The organism is Cesiribacter sp. SM1 (assembly GCF_020178975.1).
Lineage (GTDB): Bacteria > Bacteroidota > Bacteroidia > Cytophagales > Cyclobacteriaceae > Cesiribacter.
The window spans coordinates 1-4,281 of the sequence record NZ_JAHXBU010000051.1 but is presented as its reverse complement, the minus strand read 5'-3'; the positions used below and the strand labels follow the sequence as shown (position 1 = coordinate 4,281).

General features: G+C 40.3%; 8 protein-coding genes. 7 read left to right on the top strand and 1 reads right to left on the bottom strand.

Features of this window, described 5'->3' with window-relative positions; genetic code table 11:
- The coding region (locus KWJ01_RS12945; RefSeq protein ID WP_224996874.1) for an SDR family oxidoreductase at positions 1 to 312 on the top strand (312 nt) is incomplete at its 5' end.
- A gap of 31 nt (positions 313 to 343) precedes the next feature.
- Entirely contained in the window at positions 344 to 676 is a 333-nt protein-coding gene (locus KWJ01_RS12940) for a nuclear transport factor 2 family protein (protein ID WP_224996873.1), read from the top strand.
- 297 nt (positions 677 to 973) lie between these two features.
- Here the strand turns inward: KWJ01_RS12940 and KWJ01_RS12935 are convergent, their stop codons facing one another.
- Positions 974 to 1,339 carry a helix-turn-helix domain-containing protein gene (locus tag KWJ01_RS12935; RefSeq protein WP_224996872.1) on the bottom strand — a complete coding sequence of 122 codons (366 nt, stop codon included), beginning with the start codon at positions 1,337 to 1,339 and terminating at the stop codon, positions 974 to 976.
- Between the two features lie 122 nt (positions 1,340 to 1,461).
- Here KWJ01_RS12935 and KWJ01_RS12930 point away from each other — a divergent pair, with 122 nt between their 5' ends.
- The 5 genes from KWJ01_RS12930 to KWJ01_RS12910 all read left to right on the top strand — a co-directional run.
- Positions 1,462 to 2,553 carry an alkene reductase gene (locus KWJ01_RS12930; protein ID WP_224996871.1) on the top strand — a complete coding sequence of 364 codons (1,092 nt, stop codon included), beginning with the start codon at positions 1,462 to 1,464 and terminating at the stop codon, positions 2,551 to 2,553.
- Positions 2,554 to 2,600: 47 nt separating this feature from the next.
- Positions 2,601 to 2,807, top strand: coding sequence for a hypothetical protein (locus KWJ01_RS12925; RefSeq protein ID WP_224996870.1), 207 nt, complete (start codon positions 2,601 to 2,603; stop codon positions 2,805 to 2,807).
- Between the two features lie 31 nt (positions 2,808 to 2,838).
- A complete protein-coding gene (locus KWJ01_RS12920) occupies positions 2,839 to 3,171 on the top strand; it encodes a nuclear transport factor 2 family protein (protein ID WP_224996869.1) in 333 nt (110 codons plus the stop codon).
- Between the two features lie 379 nt (positions 3,172 to 3,550).
- A complete protein-coding gene (locus KWJ01_RS12915) occupies positions 3,551 to 3,961 on the top strand; it encodes an OsmC family protein (RefSeq protein ID WP_224996868.1) in 411 nt (136 codons plus the stop codon).
- 52 nt (positions 3,962 to 4,013) lie between these two features.
- Positions 4,014 to 4,281: alpha/beta fold hydrolase (locus tag KWJ01_RS12910; protein WP_370634713.1), on the top strand; the 268-nt coding region annotated here is incomplete at its 3' end.

Below are 4,281 nucleotides of genomic sequence, written 5' to 3'. Positions count from 1 at the left end.
GGTTTAATCAATTACAGCAAAGCATTGTCAAAGGAGGTTTCCCCTCAAGGCGTGCGAGTGCTCACCGTTTCACCCGGATGGATCATGACTACCTCTGCCAAGAGAATGATGGAGCGCATTGCCCAAAGCTCGAGCAGTACTATAGAGCAAGCCACGCAAAGCGTGATGGATGCATTAGGCGGAATACCCATGGGCAGACCTGCAGAACCCGAAGAAGTTGCAGAACTGGTTGGCTTTTTGGTATCGCCAAGAGCAGGTTATCTGACCGGTACGGAATACATCATTGACGGAGGAACAATTCCAACTATCTAATATGCTGAATCACCATTCAAATACATTAATTATGAAAACGATGAACTTACCAAACGAGGTACTAGATTTAGTGAATGCACAAGCCAATCACGACAGTGCGGCTTTTGCTGATTGTTTTTCAGAAACTGCCGTTGTGTTTGACGAGAGTAAAACGCACAAAGGAAGGATTGAAATTCAACAGTGGATAGACCAGGCAAACAAAAAGTTTAATACGGTAATGAAGCCTCTCGAATATACTCATTGTGAAACAACAGGTATTCTGTTGGCAGAAATTTCAGGAACATTTGAAGGAAGCCCAATTATACTAAACTATAATTTTGTATTCAGAGACGGGAAAATTCAGTCGCTGAAGATTGGTGGCTAAAGGAGGATCACCAGCCTGACTTTGAATCAAGGGGGATTACTCTCATTTAGGTTTACAATAAGATGTTCCTGTAGAGAAATTCCATATAAGCAGGTAAAGGTAGAGTATTTGCAAAGGAAGGGGGGGGCATTGATTGTTGAATTCGATATAAATACCAACTGAAAAAGCTTGTTGAAGGCATGAACTAAAGCTGAAAATTTAATGTCGAGCCCGAATCGCAGCTAATGCTTGCACATAGCTGATGGAGTATTGTTCATCCCTGCTTTTGCAAACACATTCTTACCTGATGTTTCTTCATCAATTTGATTGCTCAACAGGCTTGCCTATAAGCTCAAGAAATTTTTCACGGTACTGTAATCCCCAACTTTCCATTGCTTTCAATACCGGCAGTAAGCTTTCACCTTCTTTTGTTAATGAATATTCAACCTTTGGAGGCAACACAGGAAATATTTCTTTTTTGATGATACCATGCTGTTCTAATTCGTTTAGTTGCATATTGAGTGCTCTGCGTGAAGCATCAGGCATAGCTCGTTGCAATTCATGGGGTCTTCTTAAGCCCTCATGAATCCTGTTGAGTAAACAAGCTTTCCATTTACCGCTAATAATTTCAGACGTAATAAGAACGCCGCATTTGTAATTTATTTCGATTTTTCTTTCGTACATAATTTTCAATTTTTAGCAGGGCAAAACTTTGCCGTACACTAAAATAATGCCGTACGATAATCCTTTTGCCGTACTTGTGTATAGTCTGAATATAGCCCAGTTTTGTTTAAAATGAAAGCAAAATGAAATTATTCGAACCTTATCAGTCAAAGACATTAGCACTAGCTAACAGAATTGTTATGGCACCGATGACCAGAAGTCGTGCAGATAATGATGCATTGGCAGCAACTAAACTTCATGCAACCTATTACAGCCAAAGAGCTTCGGCAGGATTAATTATCACAGAAGGAACAACCATAAGCCCACGGGCAACAGGATATATCTATGTGCCAGGCATTTATTCAAAGCCCCAAATAAATGGATGGAAACTGACAACAGATGCTGTACACGAAAAAGGAGGGAAGATTTTTGCCCAGCTTTGGCACGTAGGCCGTATTTCTCACCCCGATTTAATTAATGGAGAATTACCGTTGGCTCCTTCGGCTATCAATCCTCAATTTTATGCCTATACACATCAGGGTAAAGAGGATACCGTAACTCCTAAAGCAATGACACTGGAAGATATTCATCAAACCATCACAGATTATCAGCAAGCAGCTGTTAATGCAATGGATGCAGGGTTTGATGGTGTTGAAATCCACGCTGCAAATGGATATTTAATCAACCAGTTTTTTGCAAAATGTGCCAATATCCGAACCGATCAATATGGTGGATCGATTGAAAACAGAAGTAGGTTTCTGTTTGAAATATTAGAAAAGGTAGGCGAAAGTATAAGTTTAAATAAAGTAGGTGTAAGGATTTCCCCAACACTTACCAACACATTCGGAATAACTACTGACGACGAAACGGTGGCATTGTATGAATACATCTGCACTAAGTTAAATGAATACGATCTTGCCTATCTGCACATTTCGGGCTTCTCCTATGATACGCTTGACCCGCAAACCTATATTTTAAATACCGCAAAACACTATAGGAATTTTTACAAGGGTAATTATATCATCAACGGGGGTTTTGAAGCCCGTTCTGCGAATGAGGCTATCGAAACAGGTAGTGCAGATTTAGTGTCGTTTGGTAAACCTTTTATTAGCAACCCCGATCTTGTAGAACGTTTCAAATTAAATGCTCCGTTAAACGAATTGGATGCTGCTACAATTTACACAAGGGGAGAAAAAGGTTATACCGATTATCCAGTTCTGGAATTAATACAATGAGTTTCATTTGTCAGACCAAAACGCCTCGTTTAAGGCCTGATTCAAGCATGATGGAACGAATTTCTGAAAACTCAAACATTTCTGTTGAAGAAGCGACACAAAGCGTCATGGAAGCACTGGGTGGCATACCTGTGGGAAGGCCTACACAGCCTGATGTAATTGCTGAAATGGATGGTTTTTTTGTATCGCCAAGAGCGGCTTATTGGGCCGGAACAGAATATATCATTGACGGTGAAACGATCCCGACTATCTAATAAGCAAGATTACCATTCCATAACATAGATCATGAAAACCCTGAATTTGCCAAACGAGGTGTCAGATTTAGTAAAGGCTCAAGTCAGTCACAATAGCACCGCTTTTGCAAATTGTTTTTCAGAAACTGCCATAGTGTTTGACGAAGATAAAACCCACAAAGGGAAAGTAGAAATTCAACATTGGATAGACAAAGCTAACAAAAGGTTTAGTACAATGATGAAACCCCTTGAATATACTCATCGTGAACCAGCAGGTATTCTGTTAGCAGAAGTTTCAGGAACATTCGAGGAAAGTCCTCTTATAATGAACTTTATTTTTGTTTTTAGAGACGAAAAAATTCAGTCGCTGAAGATTATCCGCTAAAAGTATAGGTCATCAAGCTGTTTTATATCCTCATAACTTGATCAGGAGTTGGGTTTTAAATCCAATATGACTCCTGAAGAACCAAGTTTATCTTACTGAAAGCTTTCATTTTTTTCCTAAAATCGAAAGCTTTCAGTCCTCTTATATAAAGTACAATCTGGATTGCCACCTTTGCCTAATCATTGCATCAATCAAAGGGGAGCTAGCTACCGCAATTATTTTTTCCTGCCTTCGTCCAAGCTGCCAGCATAGAAAAGGCTTTGAAAGTATCTCTCGGGAAAAATGTACAAGTATCATCGCTATCTGTCCATTTTCCTGCCCTGTATTTCACTGCAATTTTGTGATATCAAATTAATCACAAACACAAAAGTAAAACTACATGAAACGTTCAGCAAATGCCGTGTGGAGCGGCACCTTAAAGAAAGGAAGCGGTAACCTTACCACCCAAAGTCAAATCCTCAACAAAGCTCCATACTCTTTTGTGACGAGGTTCGAAAATCAAAAGGGAACAAACCCTGAAGAATTAATGGCAGCAGCACATGCCGGATGTTTTACCATGCAAATCAGCGCTGACCTCACAAGAGCTGGATTTATCCCAGAGGAAGTTAGCACGGAAGCTGTTGTCTCACTAGAAGATGGGATTATTTCCAAATCAGCGCTCAAGCTTCAGGCAAAAGTACCAGGCATATCGCAGGATCAGTTCTTCAGGATTGCTCACCAGTCGAAAGAAAATTGTCCTGTAAGCAAAGCATACAGTCTCACCATCACGCTGGAGGCACAACTCCTCTAATTCAGCTATTACACATCACATTATTCAGTCAAAACTTAAATTTTTTAGAACCATGAAAACAGCAATTTTAACCACCGCTTTTCTACTGTCACTGACCTATACAGTATTTGCTCAGGGGAAAAGAGTACCAGCCTCAGCCGGAAGACAAGAGTATGTTGAAGTAGAGAAAAATGTTCGTCTACATGTTGTCGACCTGGGCGAAGGACAGCCGATTGTATTGATTCACGGATGGCCTTTGAATAATGCCATGTACGAGTACCAGTATCAATACCTGGTAGAAAAAGGCTTCAGGGTGATTGGCATTTCGCTGCGGGGCTTTG

Coding starts and splice junctions, on each gene's coding strand:
- KWJ01_RS12940 (WP_224996873.1), top strand. CDS start 344: ATGAAAACGATGAACTTACCAAACGAGGTACTAGATTTAGTGAATGCA.
- KWJ01_RS12935 (WP_224996872.1), bottom strand. CDS start 1,339: ATGTACGAAAGAAAAATCGAAATAAATTACAAATGCGGCGTTCTTATT.
- KWJ01_RS12930 (WP_224996871.1), top strand. CDS start 1,462: ATGAAATTATTCGAACCTTATCAGTCAAAGACATTAGCACTAGCTAAC.
- KWJ01_RS12925 (WP_224996870.1), top strand. CDS start 2,601: ATGATGGAACGAATTTCTGAAAACTCAAACATTTCTGTTGAAGAAGCG.
- KWJ01_RS12920 (WP_224996869.1), top strand. CDS start 2,839: ATGAAAACCCTGAATTTGCCAAACGAGGTGTCAGATTTAGTAAAGGCT.
- KWJ01_RS12915 (WP_224996868.1), top strand. CDS start 3,551: ATGAAACGTTCAGCAAATGCCGTGTGGAGCGGCACCTTAAAGAAAGGA.